The sequence below is a fragment of the Thalassococcus profundi genome (genome assembly GCF_003344785.1).
Lineage (GTDB): Bacteria > Pseudomonadota > Alphaproteobacteria > Rhodobacterales > Rhodobacteraceae > Puniceibacterium > Puniceibacterium profundi.
This window is the reverse complement of the sequence record NZ_QPMK01000003.1, coordinates 542,657-563,380: the sequence shown is the minus strand read 5'-3', so window position 1 is coordinate 563,380 and position 20,724 is coordinate 542,657. Positions and strand designations below refer to the sequence as shown.

The window sequence follows — 20,724 nt, the reverse complement described above, 5'->3', positions numbered from 1 at the left end:
TTCGCGTTGGTTCAGGAGATATCCAATGACTTTTCCCAAAATGATTCTCGCCGCGGCCCTCGCGCTCGGCACCACAACCGCACCCGCCCTCGCCGGCGATGCGAAATGGAAATACAGCGACGGCACCGAACTGCGCATCAAATGCCGCAATTCCGGCTGCACCGTTCAGGCCAAGAACCCGAACGGCGGCAAGTGGGTCACGGTCGAGAAAGGCCCGGGTGGCAACGCCAATTTCAAGGTGCTGGAAGCCAAGTACAAGAAGGTGAAACCCTCCGTCTGATCCTCAGGGGATCAGCAGCGAGGCGTCTCCGTAGGAAAAGAACCGGTACTCCCGTGCGATGGCATGGGCGTAGATATCGCGCACGCGCTGCTGTCCCATCAGCGCCGAGACCAGCATCATCAGCGTCGATTTCGGCAGGTGGAAGTTGGTCATCAGTGCGTCGGTCACCCGGAAGTCGAACCCCGGGTAGATAAAGATGTCGGTCTCGCCCTCCCATGGCGCGATCGCCCCGGTGTCGCGCGCCGCCGTTTCGATCAGGCGCAGCGCGGTGGTGCCCACGGGGATCACCCGGTGACCGGCGGCCTTGGTGGCGGCGATTTCGGCGGCGGCGGTTGCGGACACTTCGCCCCATTCCGCATGCATCCGGTGCGCGGTCACATCCTCGACTTTCACCGGCAGAAAGGTCCCCGCGCCGACGTGCAGCGTCACATGGGTGAAGCCGATGCCCTGCGCCGCGAGCCGGTCCAGCAGGTCGGTGTCGAAATGCAGCGACGCCGTGGGCGCGGCGACGGCGCCGGCATTCCGGGCCCAGACCGTCTGGTAATCCTCGTGATCGCGAGCGTCGGCGGGGCGCTTGGCGGCGATATAGGGCGGCAGCGGCATCGCGCCCGCCTTGGCCAGCGCCGCGTCGAAATCGTCCCCCGCGAGGTTGAAGCGCAGCCGTGCGCGGCCGTCGTCGCGGGTCTCAAGAACCGCCGCCAAGTCGCTGGAAAACGTGATCTCTTCGCCGTCACGCACCTTCTTCAGCGGCTTGACCAGCGCGGACCAGCTGCCGTCCGCCTGCGGCTCCAGCAGCGTGACCTCGATCCGCGCCTCGGTCGGGCCTTCGGCTCCGTCGCGGCGGCGCAGACCGCTCAGCCGCGCTGGGATCACCTTGGTGTCGTTCAGCACCAGGCGGTCGCCGGGGCGCAGCCAGTCGCCGAGGTCGCGCACCACCGCGTCGGCGATGCGGTCGCCCTGCGCCACCAGCAGCCGCGCCGAAGAGCGCGGCCGTGCGGGACGCGTGGCGATCAGCCGCTCGGGCAGGTCGAAGTCGAAATCGGACAGCTTCATCGGCGGGCCTATTGGCTGGGTTGGGCGCTTCCCGGCGGCGGGCGGCGGAAGATCTCGCGGAACATGCCGGGGGTGAACACCGAAAGCGGATTGACCGCAACCCTCGGGCGCGACGCCGGGCCGCCGAGGGTGAAGTTGAAGCCGATCAGGCCTTCGCCCTTGCGCGTCAGGAAACTGCCGATGGAGTTGAGCACGTAGATCGGCGACACCACCCCCTGCATGTCCAGCTGCCGGGTGCCGAGGTTGAAATAGCCGTCCATCGAGATTCCCATCGACGGCCCCGTCGCGCTGGAGCGTTGCAGGATTACCTGGCTGGGTGTCAGCCGGAAGCGCGCGTCGACCTCGGAAAAATAGATGCCCGGCCCTTCGAGCTGGTCGATCAGCCCGACGATGCTGACCGCGTCGAGCAGCGACGCGATGGCGGGTGCGTCGCGCAGCCGCGGCTCCAGTACGCGCAGCGCGCCGTCGTAGTGCCCGGGTGCGCCAGCGACGGGCACCAGATTCAGCGTCAGCCGCCCGCCCTGCACGTTGCGCAAGAGCCCCGCCGCGTCGAGCACGCGGCCGGCTTCGTCGGCGGCCAGACGCAGGGCGGTGCGGCCGTTCTGCGGCAGCACCTGCCCGCGGATCGGCGCCTTGGGCGTCATGTTGCCGGTAAAGTCGCCGCGCAGCCCGCCGCGGGTGTCGAACCTGCCGCGCAGGTTGCGCAGGACGATGCCATCCGACAGCTGCAGGCGGTCCAGCGCCACGGTCACGGTGGTCCCGTTGCCGCCGCCGCCGCCACCGCCTGTGCCAAAGGGCGCGCGCCGCAGATCGACGCTGCCACCGTTCACCGCCACCGCCGGAGCCTGTCCGGGGCCGCGCCCGGTCAACACCACCGGCGCGTCGAGCCAGCCGTTCAGGCGCACCCGGTCCAGCACGATCCGCTCCAGCCGCCCGCCGGGTGCCAGGTCGACCCGGCCACTGGTGACAAGACCGCCCGCGTTCAGCGACAGCGCCTCGATCCGCGGGTTGGTCCCCAGTTGGCCCGAGACGGCGAGCCGGCCGGTGGCGCCGCGGGAGAGCTGCCAGCCGATCTGCGGCAGCGACAAACCCAGCCCGGCAAGGTCGGAGCCAAGCGCAAAGCGCGGCGCCTGCCCGCGTGCCAGATCGAGTGTCAGCTCCGCCGGCCCGCTGCCCGACACCAGGCCCGGCGGCAGGGCGATCCCCAACGCGGCAAGGCTCTGCGCGCTCAGCGTCACGGTGCCGTCGACCCGGCTGCCCGCGCCCGGCTGTCCCAGCGGGAGGGTCCAGCTGCCGCTCACCGGCACGCCGGAGAAATCCACCGGGCCCGATATCTGCAGCTGCGACGGCGTCACCGAAAGCGTCAGATTCTCGCCCGCAAGGCGGCGGCCCGGCACGACGGTGTCGCTGGAGACGTCCAGCAGCCGGCCGGCGAAGGCAAAGTCCATGTCCGGCAGGCGTATCCCCTTGCGAAGCGGCAGGGTCAGCCGGCCCGAGACCTCGGCGCGCCCCTCGGCAAGGTCCACCGGACGCCCGGCCTTGGTGAGGATCTCCAGCGGTTCCTGGTCGAGAAAGGACAGGGCCGCGGTGACAGGCCCCGCGGCGCGCAGGGCAAGCTCTCCGGTGGCGGGCTTCTGGCGGGTGTCGGGGATGGCAAAACTCGACCCCGCGATGTCAAGCGCGCCACCCTCGGGCGGGGTCACGATCCCTGCGTCGACCATCACCGACAGACGGTTGTCGATCAGGGTGAACTGTCCCGCGCCGCCTGTCACCTCCGGCAGGGTCCGCGCGTAGCGCAGCCGCGCGTCCCGGAACCCGAAATCGAGATAGAGCGACGGGCGCGCGCCCTCCTCGGCGCGCAGGGCCATCTGCACGTCGCGCGCCTCTCCGCCCAGCACGTTGCGGGTGAACCAGTCGCGCGTCCGCGGCGACAACGTGGGCGGCCAGTAGGCCGCAATCTGGTCCGGCGCGGCGCGGGCGACCGAACCGTCGAGCGCCACCTGCCAGCCCGCCTCTCCGGCGGTGAACGCGCCGCTCAGGTGCACCGGCAGGCTGGGGTCGTCGATCCGCAGCCGGCCCAGCGTCAGCCGGAACGGCGCCAGTTCCAGGCGAAAATCCATCTCGGCGCGGGCGAGGTCGATGTCGCGGGCCAGAAATCCGCCCGGATCGGCGGTGAGGCCGGACAGGGTGAACTGCCCCAGCAACGCCTCGGGCCAGCCGCCATCGTCGTTCTGAATCGTGGCACGGCCCTCGGCGCTGGCGGCCCCCAGCTCGCTGTCCACCGAAATCTCGGCAAAGCGCAGCTGATCCTGCGCCGGGTCGTAGGTGAAATAGGTGCGCGCGCCGCGGAACGGGATCGGCTTGGTGCGCAGGTTGGGTTGCAGCACGCCAGCGCCGATCTGAAGCGTCGCGTTCAGCGGACCCAGCCCACCACCCGCGTCGAGCCGCCCGCGCAGCGCACCCGAGATCGGCGCCCGGAGCGCGCGCAGCCACGACAGGCCCGGGCTTTGCGTCGCGATATCGCCCGAAGGCAGGTCGGACAGGTTCAAACCGAACTCGACCCAGGACTGGCCGATCGGGCTTTCGGCATTGACCGCCAGCGACGCCACCGATCCGCCGCCGCCCAACACCGACAGCGTCCCGTCAAAGCGCAGCGTGGCCCCGTCGCGCACCAGCCGCAGTTGTCCGCCATCGGCTGTCCAGCCACGCCGCGCGCGGTCGTCGTCGTAGCGCAAAGTGACCGCCTCGGCCTCGATCCGGCGCAGACCCGCAAGCCGCGGATCGGTGAGCAACCGGTCGAGCCCCGCCACCAGCGTCGGCACGTCCGGGCGTTCGCGCGTCGGATCGAAGGCCTGCCCCAGCGCCAGCCCGAGCCGGCCGTCGGCATCGCGCTGCATCGACAGGAACACCCCGGCCACCCGTGCGTCACGCAGCGATAACTGCCCGCGCAGCAGCGCGCCCAGGGACAACGCCACCTCAACGCTTTCCAGCGATGCGACCGGCGCCCCGGCCGGGGTGGCGACATCGACCTCGCCCAGACGGATGCGCGCGTTGCCGCCGGGTTGCACCACCACGCCAAGCTCTCCGAAGGTGACCGCCAGGTCCGGTACCGCTGCCGCCAGCCGGTCCGCGATCCTGTCGCGCAGCCACTCGGGCGCGCTCAGCGGTTTGCCGACCGCGGCCCAGACGCCGACCCCCAGGCCCGACACCACCAGCACGAAGCACAGCAGAACCCAAAGCCCCGCCCGGCGCCTGCGGCGCGGCGGCGCGATGGGGGCACGGCTTTCAGGGTCGGTCACTGGACGGGCTGCCTCTTCGTTTTATTCTTGGCCTCGGTTCTACTATGAACCGATACGGGAAAAAATGCATTACGGAGCGCCAGCATGACCGACACCGCCCCCGATTTCACCCTGCCCGTCACCGGCGGAGAGGACGTGACCCTCTCGGCACTGCGCCCGTCGCCGGTGGTGCTGTTCTTCTATCCGCGCGACGATACCTCGGGCTGCACCAAGGAAAACGAGGCCTTCACGCACCTGCTGCCAGCCTTCGAAGAGATCGGCGTCAAGGTCTACGGCATCTCGAAGGACAGCATCGCCAGTCACGAGAAGTTCATGGCCAAGAAGGACCTGACCGTGCCGCTGCTGTCGGACGAGAACAGCGATGTCTGCGAAGAATATGGCGTCTGGAAGGAAAAGAAGATGTACGGCAAGACCTTCATGGGGATCGAACGCACGACCGTGCTGATCGACGCTCACGGCGACATCGTGAAGCGCTGGGACAAGGTCAAGGTGCCGGGCCACGCGGAAGAGGTGCTCGAAGCCGCCAAGTCGCTCTGAGTCCCGTGCAGACGCTGTCCCAGATGGCGGTCGAGGTTCTGTCGACCGCCGACGGGCGTGACAAGACCGCCATGTCGCGCCGCCACGCCGCCGCGTGGTTCGCCGCGCGCGACGCAGGCCATGCGCCGCCCGTCGGCACCGCCGCGCCGCCGCCCCGTCCCGCCCGGCCCGAGACACCGGAACTGCTGGATCCGCGCGACGTGCCCAAGCGCAAGCCGGGCAGCCCGCAGGGCCGCATCGCCCTGCTGCACGCCGTGGCGCATATCGAGCTCAACGCCGTCGACCTGCACTGGGACCTGGTGGCGCGCTTCGCCCATGTCCCGATGCCGCCCGGCTATTACGACGATTGGGTCAAGGCGGCGGACGAGGAGTCGAAACACTTCAACCTGATGTGCGATTGCCTCGAAGAGTTGGGCAGCTTCTACGGTGCGCTGCCCGCCCATGCCGGCATGTGGCGCGCGGCAGAGGACACGGCGGAGGACCACATGGGCCGTCTCGCAGTGGTGCCCATGGTGCTCGAGGCGCGCGGCCTCGACGTCACGCCGGGCATGATCGACCTCTTCCGCAAGGCCGGGGCCGACAGCGCCGTCGCCGCCCTGGAATCGATCTATGCCGAGGAAGTCGGGCACGTCGCCTATGGGTCGAAATGGTTCCATTTCCTCTGCGGCCGCGATGGCCTAGACCCCAAGCCTGTGTTCCACGAATTGGTCAGAAAATATTTTCACGGTGTGCTCAAACCGCCATTCAACGACGAAAAGCGCGCCGAAGCAGGGCTTCCTCCGGATTTCTACTGGCCTCTGACCGAGCCGCAGTAAGGAGCAGGAAGCCTTTGGGATCGGCGGATTTTTGCCAAATGAGCACAAATGCGCCGCAAGAAACGAATCAGACGGTCAAAAATGTTGCGATAACGCGAATGTCTGGGTAAGTCCCTGACCCAAGGTGCTGGGTTGGGGGACCACGTGCCGCTGATTGGGGACGGGATAGAGGACAGTACAGGTGAGAACGCGTTTCGCGATCAAAACACATGCGCTCATGGAGCGTTACTTTCCCGAACGTCGACTGTTTTTGCGGTCTGACACGGACACACGGTTCATCAGACTGAAATCGGAAACCCAGCTTCTGGCCTGTGTGGGCGGCGCGCTGGTCCTGTCCTGGACGATCGTCGCGACGGCGATCCTGCTGATGGACAGCATCGGTGCCGGCAACTTCCGCGAACAGGCCAAACGCGATCAGATGACCTACCAGATGCGGCTCAACGACCTCAGCCGCGAACGTGACGCCCGCGCCGCCGAGGCGCAGTCGGCGCAGGAGCGGTTCAACACCGCGCTGGAACAGGTGTCGATCATGCAGTCCCAGCTGCTCGACTCCGAAACCCGCCGGCGCGAGATCGAGACCGGCATCGAGGTGATCCAGGCCACCCTGCGGGACACCATGAAACGCCGCGAGGAAGTCAGCGCCAAGCTGGCCAGCCTGCAGGCGCAGATCGATGGCGATCCCGATGCCATCGCGTCGGGCGGCGGCGACGATGCCACGCTGGAATTCCTCAACGCGGCGCTGGCCCGGACCGCGGCAGAGCGCGACCAGGTGGTCGCCGATGCCCAGGACGCGCTGCTGCGCGCCGACGAGATGGCCTCCGAGCTTCGCCTGATGGAAGAAAAGAACGACACCATCTTCCGGCAGCTCGAAGAGGCGATGACCGTGTCGGTCAAACCGCTCGACAAGATGTTCGAAGCCGCGGGCATGGACCCCGACCGCATCCTCAGCCAGGTGCGCCGCGGCTATTCCGGCCAGGGCGGCCCGCTCACCCCTCTGTCGCTGTCCACCCGCGGCGAAGAGCCCTCCGGCGACACCCTGCGCGCCAACCGCATCCTGGGCGAGATGGACCGACTGAACCTCTACCGCATCGCGGCTCAGAAGGCGCCCTTCGCCTCGCCGCTCAAGGATGCCTTCCGCTTTACCTCTGGCTTCGGCTACCGCTGGGGCCGCCTGCATGCGGGAACGGATTTCGCCGCACCGCACGGCACCCCGATCTACTCCACCGCCGACGGCGTCGTCGTCCATGCCGGGTGGCAGTCGGGCTATGGCCGGCTGGTGAAGATCCAGCACGAATTCGGCATCGAAACCCGCTACGCGCACCAGTCGAAAATCCACGTGAAGGTCGGCCAAAGGGTCTCGCGCGGGCAGCACATAGGTGATATGGGAAATACAGGACGGTCGACCGGCACGCATCTGCACTACGAAGTGCGCGTGGGCGGTGAGGCTGTAAACCCCATGATCTATATCAAGGCTGCAAACGATGTTTTCTAAAAGCAAGATCAACGAGCCCGGACCGAAGGCGGAAGATCCGAAGCCGGCCGCGCCCGAGATGCCGCGCCCTGCCCCGCAGGACTTCAAGGCCTCCGCACCCAAGGCAAAACCGCCCGCATCGGTTCTGTCCAACGATCTGCACATCACCGGCAACCTCAAGACCACCGGCGACATCCAGGTCGAGGGCACCGTCGAGGGTGACATTCGCGCGCACCTGCTGACCATCGGCGAAAGCGCCACGATCAAGGGCGAAGTGGTTGCCGACGACGTGGTGATCAACGGCCGCATTGTGGGCCGGGTCCGCGGTCTCAAGGTCCGCCTCACCGCCACCGCGCGGGTCGAGGGCGACATCATCCACAAGACCATCGCCATCGAGAGCGGCGCGCATTTCGAAGGTTCCGTGCAGCGCCAGGACGATCCGCTGTCGCCGAAAGGCAAGGCGCCCGCGGGCGCGCCCCAGCAGCAGCAGGGCGGCGGCCAAGCGGCAGCAGCTCCGGCCAAGCCGCAGGCCAGCAACAGCTGAGCCCGTCCTGATCCGAACGATATCGAGGCCGCCTCCGGGCGGCCTTTTTCATGGCTGCGGATGCCAAGCGCGCCCGGCTGACGCCGCCGGGCTCGATGAATCCCATCGCGGAAAAGCGATGACACGACAGCCTTGGTTCCGTGACGCCCTGCTCCCGGACATCGCATCGGATGCACGCCGCCCTACCCCCGCGGCTTGCGCACCGGCCAGACTTCGAACAGCCCGGCGCAAAGGACCAGCGCGCCACCTGCGAGCTCAACGCTGTTGAGCGTCTCTCCGGCAAGCCAGGCCGCCGAAACGGCCGCCACCAGCACTTCGGACATCAGCAGGATGCCGACCCGCGCCGGTTCCAGCCGCGCCGTGGCCCACATGAGTCCCGCCATGGACAACGCCCACCACAGCCCCGCCGCCGCCAGCGCCCAGCCGAAGGCCGACGGCAGCGCCTGCGTCAGCAGGCCCGGCGTCCAGGGTGCGAACAGCGGAGCCGCGATGGCGGCCATGACGCAGGCTCCGCAGGCAAAGATGAACGTCGCCTCGGGCGGGGCCATGGCGGGCCGCAGGCGGATACCAGTCGTCGCCAGCGACCAGAGCAGCCCCGACACGAGCCCGCACCATTCGCCCGTACTGCGCGGCCAGGGCACCGTCCCGCCCGCGCTCAGCATTACGGCAAGACCGCAGAGCCCAAGGCCGATCGCCATGAGCCGCAGCCGCGGCGTGTGCCAGCCCAGAACGAAACGCGCCAGCAGCACGCTCCAGACCGGCGTGAGGAAGAACAGCAGCACCACGATGGCAACCCGGCCATAGACCAGCCCCACCGAGTAAAGCACGAAGGCTCCGCCGCCAAGCGCCACCGCCGCCAACGCGCCGGGATCGGCCGATCGCAAATGCGCCCGCCGGGCAAACGCCACCGGCATCAGCAGCAGCGCCGCCAGCGCGACGATGACCAAAGAGCCCCAGGCGCCGGACAGCCCCGCCTCTTCCACGCGGCGCACCGGCAGCCAGTAAAAGCCCCAGAGCATCCCGGTGCCCGCGGTGATGAAACTGGCAAGAAAGGACAGGCGCGCATCGGTCATCCCGCGCCTATACCGGGCGCCGCGTGCAACGCCAAGCCGGTTGCCGCCGGCGCCGCAAAGCGCCCCGAGCCGGGCGGGCCATAGCGGAAAAAAGCCGTCGTTGCAGGACAGGTTCTGCTTCTTTCCAACGGCGAAGAGCGCTAGGGTGCATCACTTTTCACAAGAAACCGAGCAGTAGATGACAGAGACTTCCACGCCGCCCGAACCGCGGGCCGCGCGCGACTGGGTACGGATCCTGGCGCAGTACCGGGATCCCGACACCGCCCGCAGCACTTTCGAACTTGCTGTGAGCATCCTGCCCTTCCTCGGGCTCTGGGCCGTGGCGATCTGGCTTATGGACCACAGCCTTCTCGCGGCGGTGCTGGTGTCGGTTCTCAACGGCGGCTTCCTGATCCGGCTTTTCGGCATTCAGCACGATTGCGGCCATGGCTCGTTCTTCAACAATCGCCGGCTCAGTGACTGGGTCGGGCGGACCCTGGGCGTGCTGACGGTCACGCCCTATGACGTCTGGCGCCGCGCCCATGCGATCCACCACAGCCACGCGGGCGACCTGTCGCAGCGGGGTATCGGCGACATCACCACGCTGACGGTCGCGGAATACCGCAGCCGCGGCTGGCTGGGACGGCTGCAATACCGCGCCTACCGGCACCCGCTGGTGATGTTCGGGCTGGGGCCGGGCTACCAGTTCCTGCTGATGAACCGGGTGCCGATGGGCCTGATGAAGGACAAACGCTGCTGGGTCAGCGCGATGGGAACCAACCTTGCGCTTGCCGTGCTGCTGGGCCTCGTCGCCTGGCAATTCGGCTGGCAGGCGCTGGCCTTGGTCTTTCTGCCCAGCACCCTGACGGCCGCGTCGATCGGTGTTTGGCTGTTCTACGTCCAGCACCAGTTCGAAGAAACCCACTGGGACGACGGCGCCGATTGGCAGCTGCACGAAGCTGCGCTGCACGGCAGTTCGCATTACGACCTGCCGCCGGTGCTGCGCTGGTTCACGGTGAATATCGGCATCCACCACGTTCACCACCTTTACAGCCGCATACCTTTCTACCGGCTGCCGCAGGTGCTCAAGGACCATACCGAACTCGTGGACTGTTCACGCATGACGTTGCTGGACAGCTTCCGCTGCGCGCGGCTGCACCTCTGGGACGAACAGGCGCGCAAGCTGGTGAGTTTCGCCAGCGTGCGACAGGCCGTGGCCTGAGAGCCTTCAAGCCGTCCGGCTTCGGCCGGGCGGTGTTACGCCTCGAGCTCCGCATCCCAGTACAGGAAGTCCATCCAGCTTTCGTGCAGGTGGTTCGGCGGAAACTTCCGCCCCATGTTCAGCAGTTCCTGCGATCCCGGCCGCCGCGGCGGCTTGCGCAGCGACAGGCCGGACTGTCGCAGGCTCTTCGATCCCTTGCGCAGGTTGCAGGGCGCACAGGCGGCGACGACGTTCTCCCACGAGGTGATGCCGCCGCTGGCGCGGGGCACGACGTGATCGAAGGTCAGGTCGCCCTTGCTGCCGCAGTACTGGCAGAGGAATTCGTCCCTCAGAAAAAGATTGAAGCGCGTGAAGGCCACGCGCTTCTGGGGTTTGACGTAATCTTTCAGCACCACCACGCTGGGGATGCGCAGGCTGATCCTTGGACTGCGCACCACCTCGTCGTATTCCGACACGATGTCGACCCGGTCGAGGAAGGCCGCCTTGACCGCTTCCTGCCAGGGCCAGAGGCTCAGCGGATAGTAGGACAAGGGCCGGTAATCCGCGTTGAGCACAAGCGCCGGGTAATGCCGCAGCGCCCCCGGTTCGCGTACAAAAGCCGTTCTGAAATCGCCACTCATCTGGGACTCGTCTCCTGCCCTGCCTGCCGGTCCATTCCAAGCACCAGAGCGGGACACCCCGCCCCAGTCACGATCACTATATATCGCGGAAGCCTTCTGGCAAGCCCCGCAATATGCGGTGTCTGCCGCAGGGGTAACCCGGTCATGTAACGCTCATTTGACAGGCGATCGGACGGCGCGGCGCAGGCCGGGAGGCGGCGCAGGGTGGCGGGGTTCCGCCACATCCTCCGCAGGGGATGCACCGGCTTGCTCAAGGCTCTAGATTGGGCGCATGACACCGCCCGACCTGCCCCCCGCCCCACTGCCGCCGCATCTTCTCGAAGCGGCGATCTACTGCGACGATCTCGACCGTGCCGAAGCGTTCTACGGCGACGTGCTTGGGCTGCCCCGGATCCAGCGCGTCGGCGACCGGCACGTGTTCTTTCGCGTGGGCACCGGCACGCTGCTGGTCTTCAATCCCCACGAGACCGCGAAGCCGCCGGGCAATCCCAGGATGCCGGTGCCGCCGCATGGTGCGCATGGGCCCGGTCACGTCTGTTTCGCCATGCCCGCCGAAGCCATCGCCCGGTGGCGCGACCGCCTCACCGCCGCCGGGATCGACATCGAAACCGAATTCGCCTGGCCCAACGGCGCCCAGTCGCTCTATTTCCGCGACCCCTGCGGCAATTCCATCGAATTCGCGGAGCCTTGGCTCTGGGACGACGGCTAGGCCGCGCTCAGCCACAGATCACAGGTTGCACTTGTCCCGCATGAAGGCCAGCGCCACCGACAGCCCGTCCGGCGCGATGCCATGCGCCGTGCCCTTCATGATATGGGCAAAGACGTCCGTCCAACCGGCCTCCTGCAGCGCCTCCGCCGCCGCGGGCAGCGATTGCGGCGGCACAACGTCGTCTTGGTCGCCGTGCACCAGCAGGACCGGCGGACGGCTGATGGCCTGGTCCGCCAGCAGTTCGGGCTGCAAGAGCCGCCCGGAAAAGGCGACGATCCCCGCCACCGGATCCTCGCGGCGCGGCGCCACGTGCAGGCTCATCATCGTGCCCTGCGAAAAGCCGAAAAGCACCACCTGCTCGGGCAACAGGTCCTCGTCGACCATCAGCGCATCAAGGAAGGCGTCCAAATCCTCCGCCGCACGCAATAGCCCCGCCTCGGCCTCTTCCTCGCTCGATCCGTCGATCCAGGGGATCGGGAACCACTGGAAGCCGAAGGGCGCGCCCGCACAGGCCTCGGGCGCGTCGGGCGCCACGAACAGCGTGTCCGGCAAGTGCTCGCCCAGCGGGTCGGCCAGGCCCAGAAGGTCCGCGCCATTGGCCCCGTAGCCGTGCAGGAACACCACGCAGGACCTTGTCTCTCCCGAGACCGGCGCCCGCTTTTCCGCCTGCAAAACCCGTGTCATGCGATGCCCTCTCTCTGTTTTCTCACGTGGTAGTAGGCCCAGAGCGTGCGCGCCGCAACCGATCTCCACGGGCGCCAACCTTCGGCCATCTGCCGCAGCGCCCGATCCTTCGGTCGCTCGGGCAGATCGAAGAGCAGCCGCGCGCCCTCTTGCAAGGCCAGATCGCCCGGGGCAAAGACATCCGCCCGGCCGAGGCTGAACATCGCATAGATTTCCGCCGTCCAGACACCGATGCCAGTCACGGCGGTCAGCTTCTTGACAACGTCGTCGGTGGGTTCGCTGCGCAGCGCATCGTAGTCGATCCCGGCCTCGGCCAGCGCCCGCGCATAGCGCGCCTTCTGACGGCTGAGTCCGAGGCCGCGCAGGTCGTCGTCGGTGACCGCGAGGATCGCCTCCGGCGTCACCATCCCCGCCGCCTCAAGCTTGGCCCAGATCGCGCGGGCGCTGGCGACGCTGACCTGCTGCGAGCAGATCGCGCTCAGAAGCTGCGCAAACCCGTCCGGGCGCAGCCGCAGCGGCAGCGGCCCGGTCTCTTCCAGCGCGCGGGCAAAGCGCGGCTCGTGCCGCGCCAGCCAGGCCGCGCCTTCCGCGACGCAGGCGTCGCCCCGGATCACCCGACCTGTGACTTCGTCCATCTCAACGCCTCTTCCACCGTCCCAACCCGCGGTCCCGGAGGCCGCGCGGGCCGCGCCACCATCGCAACTGGCAGGCCGAGCGCCCGTGCCGCGGCCAGCTTGGGCCAGCCCCCCGGCCCGCCGGCGTTGCGCAGCACCAGCCAGTCGATCCGCAGACCCCGCAGCAGCCGGATTTCATCGTCCAAGCTAAAAGGTCCGTCGCCGGGAATAAACCGCCCGTGCCGCAGCGGAAACGGCCGCTCCGCCTCGCCGATCACCCGCGCCAGCACCGTCGCGTCGAGCCGGCGCAGCTCCGGCAGCAAGCCCCGTCCCAGCGTGGCAAAGACCCGCGCGCCGGCCGGGATCACCGCAGCCACGTCCCGCGCCCGCCGGACCGGCACCCAGCGGTCGCGGCGGCCCGACCGCCAGGCCGGACGCACCAGTTGCAGATGCGGGAGACCCAGCTCCGCGCAGACCCGCGCCGCGTGCCACGCCAGCGCCACGTCGCAGGGATGCGCCGCCTCGATCACCGCGCGGACCCCCATCAGGGTCGTGGCATCCAAGGAGCCGGTGACCGGCGGCACCGGCCAGTGCCCCGCCTGCCGCTCCGGCACGCCCAGCCGCACCTGCGCCCCCGGCAGCGCACGGGCGAGCCGCCGCGCCTCGGCCGAGCCGCCGACGATCAGAACCCCGCTGTGATCCGTCCGTGCCATGCGCCGGTCATAGCCGCCCGGGCGCGCGCCCGCCATGACAATCACGTCGCCTCTTGCAGCCCTGCGCGCCGCGGTCTACGCCAGCGTCATGCAAGCCTCAGATACCCGCGCCCGGCGCAATGTGATCGTACTCGTGATGGCCCAGGCGCTGCTGGGCTCGCAGATGCCGATGATCTTCACCATCGGCGGGCTGGCCGGCCAGTCGCTGGCCTCCAACATCTGTTTCGCGACGCTGCCGATCTCGCTGATCGTGCTGGGGTCGATGCTGACCGCGACGCCGATTTCCTGGTTCATGCAGCGCTTCGGCCGCCGCGCCGGGTTCTTCGTCGGCGCGTTGGGCGGCGCGCTCGGGGGCGCCGTGGGCGCCTGGGGCCTGTACCTCGCCTCCTTCCCGGTCTTCCTCGCGGGCAGCTTCCTCACCGGCATCTACATGTCGGCACAGGGCTTCTACCGCTTCGCCGCCGCCGACACCGCGTCGGAGGATTTCCGGCCCAAGGCGATCTCCTACGTGCTGGCGGGCGGGCTCGTGTCGGCCATCATCGGCCCGCAGATGGTCAAGCTGACCGCCGATGCCTATGTGGTGCCCTTCATCGGCACCTACATCGCGGTGATCGCCGTCAACCTCGTGGGCGCGCTGCTGTTTCTCTTCCTCGACATCCCGAAACCGCCCGTCCCGGCCGAGGATGCCCCCAGGGGCCGCTCCCGGTGGGAGCTTCTCACCACCCCGCGCATCGCCGTGGCGGTGATCTGCGCCATGGTCAGCTACGCGCTGATGAACCTGGTGATGACCTCGACGCCGCTGGCGGTCGTCGGCTGCGGCTTCGACAAATCCGACGCCGCCGACGTGGTGACCGGCCACGTGCTGGCGATGTTCGCGCCGTCGTTCTTCACCGGCCACCTGATCGCCCGTTTCGGCACCGAACGCATCGTCGCCGCGGGCCTCGTGATCCTCGCCGCCGCCGGAGCCGTGGCGCTCAGCGGCGTAGCGCTCGAGAATTTCTTCGTGGCTCTCATCCTGCTGGGGTTGGGCTGGAACTTCGGCTTCATCGGCGCCACCACGATGCTGGCCGAAGCCCACGCACCACATGAGCGCGGCCGGATGCAGGGCATGAACGACCTGCTGGTCTTCGGCGGCGTGACGATTGCATCGCTCGCAAGCGGCGGGCTGATGAACTGCTCCGGCGGCTCGGCCGAGGCTGGCTGGACCGCCGTCAACCTCGCCATGGCGCCATTCCTCGCCTTGGCGGGCGGCGCGCTCATCTGGCTGCTGATGCGGCCCAGGGCGCAGCAGGCCTGACCCCGCGCCGCGACGCTCGCGCCCGACCCGCCCTCGACCCATTGTCCCGGAACCGGCCGCGCCGTCGCGACGCAATCGAGTCAAACCCGGTGCCCGCGCCGGCCAGTGACCTGCACAACGCCCCGACCACACGGATCGACGCGCAGCACAGGCAGCCCGATCCCGCTTCATCTTGCCATTAAACCTCCGGGGGGTCTGGGGGGCCGGCCCCCCAGCTTTACGACGGTCTGGGCGCGCCCCCAGTGTCCGATAGCGCCGCCCGGCAGAAGGATCCCACACTTCGACACAGACGGTCACACCCGTCCCGTCGCCGCCACCCGCAGCAACCGCAGCCGCTTGCCCAGTTCGGAAAGTCCGAGCGTCCCTTGCGACACGCGGCGCGGATCCCGAACCGCCTGGCGCAGCACCGGCCGCGCCGCCCAGGCTGACAGCAACGCGGGCCGTGCGGCCTGCGGCACCGGCACGCGCATCGCGCGGTCGAGGCGCATCAGCCCATCCTGTGCCAGCACCGCCACCGCCTCGGTCCGTCCGTCGACCAGCGGCACCCGGCCCTTGGATTCGAGCTCGGGCACCGCGCGCAGGAAGCCCGCCAGTCCCAGCGCATAGCCCGCATCCATCGCCTGCTCCGGCACATCCTCTCCCAGCGCCGCGACGGCCACCTGCATCAGGATGCCGCCGGTCCGTTCGAGGTACTGCGCGAAATGCCCCGCATCCTCGAAGGCATCGCGATACAAATCCCAGCGCCGCGCCGCGATCAGCGCATCGAGCCGCTCGGCAGTCCCGGGCGTCAGCACCCGCGCCAGAGGCGTGACCACCTCGTGCCGGCGCACCGTGCGCCCCTCGCGGATCTCGTCCAGCGCGTCGCGCCACCATTGCAGGCGCATCTCCCCGATCATCGGCTCCGAGGTCACCCAGGGCGCCCGCGCCACTTCGAGGTTGAAGGCATAGATCGGGAACAGCACCGCCCGCGCCGCCACAGGCCCGGCCATGACACTGGCAAAGCGCTCGGGATCGCCGCGCTCGACCAGGGCCGCGCAGGCGGTCACGTCGGCGTCGAAGGACGGCGTCGTGGTCACTCAGGCTGCACCAGCATCAGCGCATAGGCGATCTCGTCGCGGGCGGCCTCCCAGCGCGCGATTTCCGTCTCCGCGCCTTCGATGGCCGGGGCCAGTACCGCTGCCCGTCCGGTCGCCCGGGCCTCGGAGATGGCCGCGCGCAGGGCGTCGTAATAGGCTTTCCATGGCGCGCCGACGAGCATCCGTTCGCCCCGCAGGGCATAGCCCGCCCCGGCCACCCGCGCCCGCAGATCCTCGACCGTTCCGATCTCGCCTTCGCCCTGCCAAAAGGCCCGCGCCGCGGCGCTCGGGCTGTCCGACAGGTGCACGGGATGCGAAAACGCCACCCAGCCGCCCGGCTCCAGCGCCTCGCGCCAGGCGCGCAGCCCCTCGGTCACGCCGAGGAAATAGAGCGCCCCGGCACACCAGATCAGATCATACGGTCCCGGCGCACCGGCCATGTCGCCCTCCCGCACCGTGACCTGCGGACCGAAGGCGCGCAGCCGCGCTTGTGCCGCCTCCACGAAGGGCGCCGCCGTGTCGACGGCCTCGATCTGCGCCTCGGGCAGCGCCTGGGCCAGGGTCCAGCTGTCCGCCCCGGTGCCGCAGCCGGCGTCCAGCACCTTGATCCGGCCCGACAGCCCGCTTTCGTTCAGCGCCCAGACGACATCCGAGGTGGTGCCCGGCCCCTGTCGGTCGGCACCGGCGTAAAGCTCGAGGAATCCTTCGGGCAGGCTCATGGGGTCTCTCCTACATCGCGTATCAGTTTCCAGCGCACCGCCTCCAGCAGCGCCTCGAAGGACGCGTCGACGATGTTGGCGCTGACACCCACGGTGGACCAGCGCCGCCCGGCCCCATCTTCGCTGTCGATGATGACCCGGGTGACCGCTTCGGTGCCGCCTTGGGTGATCCGGACCTTGAAGTCAACCAGACGCATGTCCTCGATCGCGGTCTGGTAGCGCCCCAGGTCCTTGGCCAAGGCCTTCGACAGGGCGTTCACGGGCCCGCGATCCGACCCGGTCTCGTCCATCGACTCGCTCACCGACAGCTTCTTCTCGCCGTCGACCTTGACCACGACGACCGCTTCGGACAGCGACACCATGCGGTTGCGCTTGTTCTTGCGCCGCTCCACCGTCACACGGTAGCGCTTGACCTCGAAGAACTCCGGCAGGCGGCCCAGCTCGGCCCGCGCCAGCAGTTCGAAACTGGCCTCGGCGGTGTCGTAGCTGTAGCCCTCGGCCTCGCGCGCCTTCACCGCCTCGAGGATGCGGCCCAGCGCCGGATCGCCCGGATCGACCTCCAGCCCCGCCTCGGCCAGGCGGCGGCGCAGGTTCGACTGCCCGGCCTGGTTCGACATCGGCACGAAGCGGCGGTTGCCCACCAGCGCGGGATCGATGTGTTCGTAGGTCGCGGGGTTCTTGAGGATGGCGCTGGCGTGCAGACCCGCCTTGTGGGCAAAGGCCGACCCGCCGACATAGGCCAGCTGCTTCAGCGGCACGCGGTTGAGGATGTCGTCGAGCATCCGGCTGAGCCGCGTCAGCCCCTCCAGCGCCTCCGCCGTCACCCCGATCTCGAATTGATCCCGGTAGGGCGGCTTCAGCATCAGCGTCGGGATGAGCGACACGAGGTTGGCATTGCCGCAGCGCTCGCCCAGCCCGTTGAGCGTGCCCTGGATCTGCCGCACCCCGGCCTCGACCGCCGCGAGCGATGCGGCGACGGCGGTTTCGGTGTCGTTGTGGGTGTGGATGCCCAACCGGTTGCCGGGAATGCCCGCGGCGATCACCTCGGTGACGATGCGGTGAACCTCGGCGGGCAGCGTGCCGCCGTTGGTGTCGCAGAGCACCAGCCACCGCGCCCCAGCCTCGAGCGCCGCGCGCAGGCAGTCGAGCGCGTAGGCCGGATTGGCGCGGTAGCCGTCAAAGAAATGCTCCGCGTCGAACAGCGCCTCGCGCCCCTGCGCGACCAGATGCGCGACACTGTCGCGAATGGTCTCCAGATTCTCGTCCAGCCCGATGCCCAGCGCCGTCTCCACGTGGAACTCATGCGTCTTGCCGACGATACAGACCGCCCCGGTGCCGGCGTTCAGCACCGCCGCCAGCACATCGTCATTCGCCGCCGACCGCCCGGCGCGCTTGGTCATGCCGAAGGCGGTCAGCGTCGCCCGCGTCGCGGGCACGGTGTCGAAAAAGGCGCTGTCGGTGGGGTTGGCTCCCGGCCAGCCACCCTCGATGTAATCCACGCCCAGCGCATCCAGCGCCGCCGCGATCTTCAGCTTCTCGGCGGTGGAGAACTGCACGCCTTGCGTCTGCTGTCCGTCCCGCAAGGTGGTGTCGTAGAGATAAAGGCGCTCCCGGCTCATCCCATCCCCTCCTTCATCTTGCCACCCGCAAGTTTTGCCATGCAAAACTCGCGGTTAAACCTCCGGGGGTGTGGGGGCTGGCCCCCACTTCGGCGCAGCAACCGGCGCTCAGCTCGGGCCCAGAGCACATCGCACCGCACCCACCCCGTCCGCGGCCCTGCCGCGGACAGCGCCCGACCGCCCCCCCGGGCGGGCGCTTCACGCCCCCCCGGCGGCCGGACGCTGGTGTCTTGACCCATGACACTCACGCCAAGTCCTCCAGCTTGGACGGGTCGAAGTCCGGTCCCTCGACAAGTTCAACGTCGGTTTTGGACATGCGAACCTCGACACCCGCCGCAGTCAGAGCAGCCTTTAGTCGATCTACCTCGGAAAAATCCTTGCTCTGCATCGCCTCCGCTCGGGCCTCGATCAGGCTATGCTGATGCGCCTTCAAAACAGCTTTCTCGTGTGCCGTCTCGATTGCGCTTCGGCGCTGCAATCTTTCAACGTCCAAGTTCTTGAAACCGAGAAATTCAAGGGTCGCGAAAAAGGATCTCAGCTGGCGCGAGTCCAGCTCGGAAGTTTTAGCGGCAGCCGCCATCTCGAAAAGCCGATTGATCGCGCCGGATGTATTTAGATCATCACAGAGCGCGTCGATAACATTTTCATCCACCAACTCGGCTAACTGCAGCGCGCTCAACTCCTGTGAAAGGCCATGACGCTTTAGCCGATCCCATGCCGCGAGATGCCCGCGCGCCTCCTTCGCCTTCTTCTCCGTCCAGTCCATCGGCTTGCGGTAATGCGTCGACAGCATCACGAAACGGATCACCTCGCCCGGCACTCCCTGGTCCAGCAAATCCCGCACCGTGAAGAAATTCCCGAGGCTCTTGGACATCTTCTTGCCCTCGACCTGCAGCATCTCGTTGTGCAGCCAGACCTGCGCCATCTTCTCCGTACCGTTGGCGCAGCAGCTCTGGGCGATCTCGTTCTCGTGGTGCGGGAACATCAGGTCGTTGCCGCCGCCGTGGATGTCGAAGGTCTTGCCCAGCAGCGCCTCGGCCATGGCGGAGCACTCGATATGCCATCCGGGCCGCCCGCGACCCCAAGGGCTCTCCCACCCCGGCAGATCCACCGAAGACGGCTTCCACAGCACGAAATCCATCGGGTTGCGCTTGTAGGGCGCGACCTCGACCCGGGCGCCGGCGATCATGTCGTCCACCGACCGGCCCGACAGGCGGCCGTAGCCGTCGGTCCAGCTGTCCACGGCAAAGAGCACATGCCCCTCGGCGGCATAGGCATGTCCCTTGTCGATCAGCGCCTCGATCATCGCCACCATCTGCGCGATGTACTGCGTGGCGCGCGGCATTGCGCGTTCGTGATCGGCCCCGTTTCGGATCGACGGCTCCAGCGCCCCCAGCGCGCCCATGTCGTCCAGGAACCACTGCGTCGTCTCGGCGGTGATCTCGCCGATGGCGCGCCCGCTCTCCGCCGCCCGTGCGTTGATCTTGTCGTCGACGTCGGTGAAGTTGCGCACGTAGGTCACGTGCTCGGGCCCGTAGACATGCCGCAGCAGCCGGTAGAGCACGTCGAACACCACCACGGGCCGGGCGTTGCCCAGATGCGCCCGGTCATAGACCGTGGGGCCGCAGACATACATCCGCACGTTGCCGGGATCGAGCGGCGTGAACCGCTCCTTCTTCCGGGTGGCGGAGTTGGTGAGAGAGATATCCATAAGTCCGTCCTCGCGCGGGGTCGCGGCGGGCTTAGCAACTCTGTCCATGTTTGGGAATAGAAGACCGGCCCGCCAGAAGGGTTAGCGGGTAATGCAGCGAATGAGGGTGGCCACAGCGGTCATGGCCATGTCCTAGCACTCCCCGCCCGCCCCCACAAGCGAGGAGTGTCCGGCCAGGACACGAAGAGCTACGCCCCGTAGGCCACCACCTCGTATTCGACCCCGTCCGGCCCGTCGAAGTAGAACCGCCGGCCGGGTTCGTACGCGGCGTGACCGTGGGTCTCGTACCCCTCGGCCCGGACGCGCGCCTCGGCCTGATCGAGGTCGGAGACAACGACGCCCACGTGGTTCAGCCCCGCCCAGCGCCGATACCGCCCCGGGTCGGCCGCCTGCATCCCGTGGCCGGGCCGGTAGAGCGCCACATAGCCCTCCGTATCGCCCACATGTATCGAATAGCCATCCCCGGGCGATACGCCTTCCCAGCGGATGTGCCAATCGAACAGTCGCTCCAGCACCGCAGCGGTTGCCACCGGATCGGGGACGCAGATGTTCACATGTTCCAGTCGTGCGGGCATCGGTCCGCCTCCTTTTCAAAGCTTCGACGCGACTCACGCTAATTCCTCAAGCGCACTTCAGGTCAAGCCGTCTTTCCAAAGGCACATCCAAGCCGTCCGGAAAGGGCCCACCGG

General features: G+C 68.2%; 20 protein-coding genes. 8 read left to right on the top strand and 12 right to left on the bottom strand.

Annotation, left to right across the window (positions count from 1 at the left end; genetic code table 11):
* The first annotated feature begins 25 nt into the window (after window positions 1-25).
* Entirely contained in the window at window positions 26-280 is a 255-nt protein-coding gene (locus tag DU478_RS06935) for a hypothetical protein (RefSeq protein ID WP_114510194.1), read from the top strand.
* 3 nt (window positions 281-283) lie between these two features.
* Here the strand turns inward: DU478_RS06935 and queA are convergent, their stop codons facing one another.
* Entirely contained in the window at window positions 284-1,333 is a 1,050-nt protein-coding gene (queA, locus tag DU478_RS06930; RefSeq protein WP_114510193.1) for a tRNA preQ1(34) S-adenosylmethionine ribosyltransferase-isomerase QueA, read from the bottom strand.
* A gap of 8 nt (window positions 1,334-1,341) precedes the next feature.
* Entirely contained in the window at window positions 1,342-4,632 is a 3,291-nt protein-coding gene (locus tag DU478_RS06925) for a YhdP family protein (RefSeq protein ID WP_114510192.1), read from the bottom strand.
* 84 nt (window positions 4,633-4,716) lie between these two features.
* Here DU478_RS06925 and DU478_RS06920 point away from each other — a divergent pair, with 84 nt between their 5' ends.
* The 4 genes from DU478_RS06920 to DU478_RS06905 all read left to right on the top strand — a co-directional run bounded on the left by DU478_RS06920 (window position 4,717) and on the right by DU478_RS06905 (window position 7,999).
* Window positions 4,717-5,169, top strand: coding sequence for a peroxiredoxin (locus tag DU478_RS06920; protein ID WP_114510191.1), 453 nt, complete (start codon window positions 4,717-4,719; stop codon window positions 5,167-5,169).
* Window positions 5,170-5,192: 23 nt separating this feature from the next.
* The gene (locus tag DU478_RS06915) at window positions 5,193-5,984 is read left to right on the top strand and encodes a ferritin-like domain-containing protein (protein WP_114510256.1); all 792 of its coding nucleotides are present in this window, start codon (window positions 5,193-5,195) and stop codon (window positions 5,982-5,984) included.
* A 181-nt stretch (window positions 5,985-6,165) separates the two neighbouring features.
* Complete coding sequence (locus DU478_RS06910; protein ID WP_114510190.1) at window positions 6,166-7,476, top strand: M23 family metallopeptidase; 1,311 nt, start codon at window positions 6,166-6,168, stop codon at window positions 7,474-7,476.
* Window positions 7,466-7,999, top strand: coding sequence for a bactofilin family protein (locus tag DU478_RS06905; protein ID WP_114510189.1), 534 nt, complete (start codon window positions 7,466-7,468; stop codon window positions 7,997-7,999). The genes DU478_RS06910 and DU478_RS06905 overlap by 11 nt, the downstream gene beginning before the upstream one ends.
* Window positions 8,000-8,181: 182 nt before the next feature.
* On the opposite strand, the gene DU478_RS06900 is transcribed toward DU478_RS06905, so the two are convergent.
* Window positions 8,182-9,072 carry a DMT family transporter gene (locus DU478_RS06900; protein ID WP_114510188.1) on the bottom strand — a complete coding sequence of 297 codons (891 nt, stop codon included), beginning with the start codon at window positions 9,070-9,072 and terminating at the stop codon, window positions 8,182-8,184.
* A 178-nt stretch (window positions 9,073-9,250) separates the two neighbouring features.
* Between DU478_RS06900 and DU478_RS06895 the strand changes: the two genes are divergently transcribed.
* Window positions 9,251-10,273 carry a fatty acid desaturase gene (locus DU478_RS06895; protein ID WP_114510187.1) on the top strand — a complete coding sequence of 341 codons (1,023 nt, stop codon included), beginning with the start codon at window positions 9,251-9,253 and terminating at the stop codon, window positions 10,271-10,273.
* Between the two features lie 35 nt (window positions 10,274-10,308).
* On the opposite strand, the gene DU478_RS06890 is transcribed toward DU478_RS06895, so the two are convergent.
* Window positions 10,309-10,893, bottom strand: a complete 585-nt coding sequence (locus tag DU478_RS06890; protein WP_114510186.1) for an HNH endonuclease — start codon at window positions 10,891-10,893, stop codon at window positions 10,309-10,311.
* 271 nt (window positions 10,894-11,164) lie between these two features.
* Between DU478_RS06890 and DU478_RS06885 the strand changes: the two genes are divergently transcribed.
* Window positions 11,165-11,602 (top strand): VOC family protein, encoded by a 438-nt coding sequence (locus DU478_RS06885; protein WP_114510185.1) that lies wholly within the window; start codon window positions 11,165-11,167, stop codon window positions 11,600-11,602.
* Between the two features lie 18 nt (window positions 11,603-11,620).
* Here the strand turns inward: DU478_RS06885 and DU478_RS06880 are convergent, their stop codons facing one another.
* The 3 genes from DU478_RS06880 to DU478_RS06870 are packed head-to-tail and all read right to left on the bottom strand — an operon-like array spanning window position 11,621 to window position 13,649.
* On the bottom strand, window positions 11,621-12,286 hold the full coding sequence (locus tag DU478_RS06880) for an alpha/beta hydrolase (protein ID WP_114510184.1): 666 nt from the start codon (window positions 12,284-12,286) through the stop codon (window positions 11,621-11,623).
* Complete coding sequence (locus tag DU478_RS06875; RefSeq protein WP_114510183.1) at window positions 12,283-12,921, bottom strand: DNA-3-methyladenine glycosylase family protein; 639 nt, start codon at window positions 12,919-12,921, stop codon at window positions 12,283-12,285. The genes DU478_RS06880 and DU478_RS06875 overlap by 4 nt, the downstream gene beginning before the upstream one ends.
* Window positions 12,897-13,649, bottom strand: coding sequence for a precorrin-6A/cobalt-precorrin-6A reductase (locus DU478_RS06870; protein ID WP_114510182.1), 753 nt, complete (start codon window positions 13,647-13,649; stop codon window positions 12,897-12,899). Before DU478_RS06870 ends, DU478_RS06875 begins: the two co-directional genes overlap by 25 nt.
* A 52-nt stretch (window positions 13,650-13,701) precedes the next feature.
* Here DU478_RS06870 and DU478_RS06865 point away from each other — a divergent pair, with 52 nt between their 5' ends.
* Window positions 13,702-14,910 carry an MFS transporter gene (locus DU478_RS06865; RefSeq protein ID WP_114510255.1) on the top strand — a complete coding sequence of 403 codons (1,209 nt, stop codon included), beginning with the start codon at window positions 13,702-13,704 and terminating at the stop codon, window positions 14,908-14,910.
* A 293-nt stretch (window positions 14,911-15,203) separates the two neighbouring features.
* Here DU478_RS06865 and DU478_RS06860 read toward each other — a convergent pair whose 3' ends face one another.
* From DU478_RS06860 to DU478_RS06840, 5 genes are all read right to left on the bottom strand, one after another.
* Window positions 15,204-15,986, bottom strand: a complete 783-nt coding sequence (locus DU478_RS06860; protein WP_233501140.1) for a squalene/phytoene synthase family protein — start codon at window positions 15,984-15,986, stop codon at window positions 15,204-15,206.
* The gene (locus DU478_RS06855) at window positions 15,983-16,705 is read right to left on the bottom strand and encodes a class I SAM-dependent methyltransferase (protein ID WP_114510181.1); all 723 of its coding nucleotides are present in this window, start codon (window positions 16,703-16,705) and stop codon (window positions 15,983-15,985) included. The genes DU478_RS06860 and DU478_RS06855 overlap by 4 nt, the downstream gene beginning before the upstream one ends.
* Window positions 16,702-18,324, bottom strand: coding sequence for a citramalate synthase (gene cimA, locus DU478_RS06850; RefSeq protein WP_114510180.1), 1,623 nt, complete (start codon window positions 18,322-18,324; stop codon window positions 16,702-16,704). The genes DU478_RS06855 and cimA overlap by 4 nt, the downstream gene beginning before the upstream one ends.
* Window positions 18,325-18,568: 244 nt before the next feature.
* Window positions 18,569-20,035 carry a cysteine--tRNA ligase gene (gene cysS, locus DU478_RS06845; protein ID WP_114510179.1) on the bottom strand — a complete coding sequence of 489 codons (1,467 nt, stop codon included), beginning with the start codon at window positions 20,033-20,035 and terminating at the stop codon, window positions 18,569-18,571.
* A 188-nt stretch (window positions 20,036-20,223) separates the two neighbouring features.
* Window positions 20,224-20,610, bottom strand: coding sequence for a VOC family protein (locus DU478_RS06840; protein ID WP_114510178.1), 387 nt, complete (start codon window positions 20,608-20,610; stop codon window positions 20,224-20,226).
* Between the last annotated feature and the right edge of the window lie 114 nt (window positions 20,611-20,724).

Coding starts and splice junctions, on each gene's coding strand:
- DU478_RS06935 (WP_114510194.1), top strand. CDS start 26: ATGACTTTTCCCAAAATGATTCTCGCCGCGGCCCTCGCGCTCGGCACC.
- queA (WP_114510193.1), bottom strand. CDS start 1,333: ATGAAGCTGTCCGATTTCGACTTCGACCTGCCCGAGCGGCTGATCGCC.
- DU478_RS06920 (WP_114510191.1), top strand. CDS start 4,717: ATGACCGACACCGCCCCCGATTTCACCCTGCCCGTCACCGGCGGAGAG.
- DU478_RS06915 (WP_114510256.1), top strand. CDS start 5,193: ATGGCGGTCGAGGTTCTGTCGACCGCCGACGGGCGTGACAAGACCGCC.
- DU478_RS06905 (WP_114510189.1), top strand. CDS start 7,466: ATGTTTTCTAAAAGCAAGATCAACGAGCCCGGACCGAAGGCGGAAGAT.
- DU478_RS06900 (WP_114510188.1), bottom strand. CDS start 9,072: ATGACCGATGCGCGCCTGTCCTTTCTTGCCAGTTTCATCACCGCGGGC.
- DU478_RS06895 (WP_114510187.1), top strand. CDS start 9,251: ATGACAGAGACTTCCACGCCGCCCGAACCGCGGGCCGCGCGCGACTGG.
- DU478_RS06890 (WP_114510186.1), bottom strand. CDS start 10,893: ATGAGTGGCGATTTCAGAACGGCTTTTGTACGCGAACCGGGGGCGCTG.
- DU478_RS06885 (WP_114510185.1), top strand. CDS start 11,165: ATGACACCGCCCGACCTGCCCCCCGCCCCACTGCCGCCGCATCTTCTC.
- DU478_RS06880 (WP_114510184.1), bottom strand. CDS start 12,286: ATGACACGGGTTTTGCAGGCGGAAAAGCGGGCGCCGGTCTCGGGAGAG.
- DU478_RS06875 (WP_114510183.1), bottom strand. CDS start 12,921: ATGGACGAAGTCACAGGTCGGGTGATCCGGGGCGACGCCTGCGTCGCG.
- DU478_RS06870 (WP_114510182.1), bottom strand. CDS start 13,649: ATGGCGGGCGCGCGCCCGGGCGGCTATGACCGGCGCATGGCACGGACG.
- DU478_RS06865 (WP_114510255.1), top strand. CDS start 13,702: ATGCAAGCCTCAGATACCCGCGCCCGGCGCAATGTGATCGTACTCGTG.
- DU478_RS06855 (WP_114510181.1), bottom strand. CDS start 16,705: ATGAGCCTGCCCGAAGGATTCCTCGAGCTTTACGCCGGTGCCGACCGA.
- cimA (WP_114510180.1), bottom strand. CDS start 18,324: ATGAGCCGGGAGCGCCTTTATCTCTACGACACCACCTTGCGGGACGGA.
- cysS (WP_114510179.1), bottom strand. CDS start 20,035: ATGGATATCTCTCTCACCAACTCCGCCACCCGGAAGAAGGAGCGGTTC.
- DU478_RS06840 (WP_114510178.1), bottom strand. CDS start 20,610: ATGCCCGCACGACTGGAACATGTGAACATCTGCGTCCCCGATCCGGTG.